Here is a 1,561-nt window from a genome sequence, read left to right as displayed (position 1 = left end):
CCCTATCTGTCACTCTCGTCCGAGACATGGTGATCAAGTGGTTCTCTGACGATGTGGGCGAGATCGGAAGTTGTCGAGCGTGACGTTGAGCGTTGCCGACCTGGGCACCGGGGATGATGGTGTGGTGTCGGGCAAGAAGAAGGGGTCTCGGGCCGATCGCCCGAAACGGCGGAGTTTCACCGCTGAATACAAGGCGGCGATCGTGGCCGAGTATGAGCAGTTGACCGAGTCCGGCGCGAAGGGCGCGTTGCTGCGCCGCGAGGGCTTGTATCACTCTCATGTGATCGATTGGACCCGGCAGCGTGATGCAGGGGCGTTGAATGCGTTGGCGGCCAAGGGGTCCGGCCCCAAACCGGCTAAGTCCGAGGCGGAGCGAAGGGCGGAGAAGTTGGAGGCCGAGAACGCTCGGCTGACCGCGGAACTGGCGAAGTCGCGTCAAGCGAACGAGGTTTTGGGAAAACTTGCCGAGTTTTTGGAGCTGCTGTCCAAGAACTCGGGGCCCGAGGACAAGCAGACTCGATGATCGATGCCGCGGTGACCGATCTTCAACCTCTGATCGGTGTCGTGGCGGCCTGCCGGTTGGCCGGGAGATCCCGTGCCACCCGACATCGTCGAGCCCACCCGAAACCACCGCTGCAGGGGCCGGTTCGGCGGCCGGCGCGGCATCCGGCGGCGCTGAGCGCCGCCGAACGCGCACAGGTTCTCGAGGTGTTGCGCGAGGACCGTTTCGTCGATAAATCCCCTGCTCACGTGTGGGCGGTGTTGCTGGATGAGGGCAGGTATCTGTGTTCGATCTCCACGATGTATCGAATCTTGCGCGGTGCCGGGGAGGTTCGTGAACGCCGCCGCCAAGCCACTCACCCTGCCCGGGCTCGTCCGGAGTTGGTCGCGACTGGGCCGAACCAGGTGTTCAGCTGGGATATCACCAAGTTGAAAGGCCCCCATAAGGGCGTCTATTTCGACTTGATGGTGATGCTGGATATCTTCTCCCGCAAGGTGATTCACCATAAACTCGTTCCCGAGTCCGGTTCGGCTGCGCGGGTGTTCATGCGGGAGGCGTTTGCCGCGAACAACGGTGTCATCCCGACACATGTCCATTCCGACAACGGCCCCTCGATGACCAGTAAGAACGTCGCGCAACTGCTGGTCGATCTCAACATCACCCGCAGCCTGTCGCGGCCGCATGTGAGCAACGACAACCCGTACTCCGAGGCCGGGTTCAAGACCCTCAAGTATTGTCCGGCGTTCCCGGATCGGTTCGCTTCCATCGCGGAGGCGAAGTGGTTCTGCGACAGGTTCTTTCACTACTACAACACCGAGCACCGCCACGGCGGGATCGGGTTGCACACCCCGGCCTCTGTCCACGACGGCACCGCTACCACGATCCGGGCGCGCCGCGCCCAGACCCTCGCCGCGGCTTACGCCGCGACCCCGGGCCGGTTCCGCCGCAAACCCAGCCCGCCGGCGTTGCCCGAAGCGGCGTGGATCAACCGACCTGCAAAGGAGAACACCGACACAGAACAGGCAGCCTGACCTGTCTCATCGGGATTGACAGACTCCG

Annotated in this window: 2 protein-coding genes; both read left to right on the top strand. The window is 63.2% G+C overall.

The annotated features are described in order from the left end of the window. The first annotated feature begins 85 nt into the window (after positions 1–85). Positions 86–523: a transposase gene (locus AB0J29_RS37185; protein WP_364796063.1), complete on the top strand. Its 438-nt coding sequence runs from the start codon at positions 86–88 to the stop codon at positions 521–523. Further along, positions 520–1,533 (top strand): DDE-type integrase/transposase/recombinase, encoded by a 1,014-nt coding sequence (locus AB0J29_RS37180; protein WP_364796061.1) that lies wholly within the window; start codon positions 520–522, stop codon positions 1,531–1,533. The genes AB0J29_RS37185 and AB0J29_RS37180 overlap by 4 nt, the downstream gene beginning before the upstream one ends. Positions 1,534–1,561: the final 28 nt, after the last annotated feature.

It is taken from the genome of Nocardia sp. NPDC049707 (assembly GCF_040674855.1).
GTDB lineage: Bacteria > Actinomycetota > Actinomycetes > Mycobacteriales > Mycobacteriaceae > Nocardia.
The sequence above is the reverse complement of the archived record's forward strand: the minus strand, read 5'-3'. Positions and strand labels throughout refer to the sequence as shown.

What these genes read in the sequence shown, in the direction of transcription:
- AB0J29_RS37180 (WP_364796061.1), top strand. Translation starts at nt 520, where the DNA reads ATGATCGATGCCGCGGTGACCGATCTTCAACCTCTGATCGGTGTCGTG.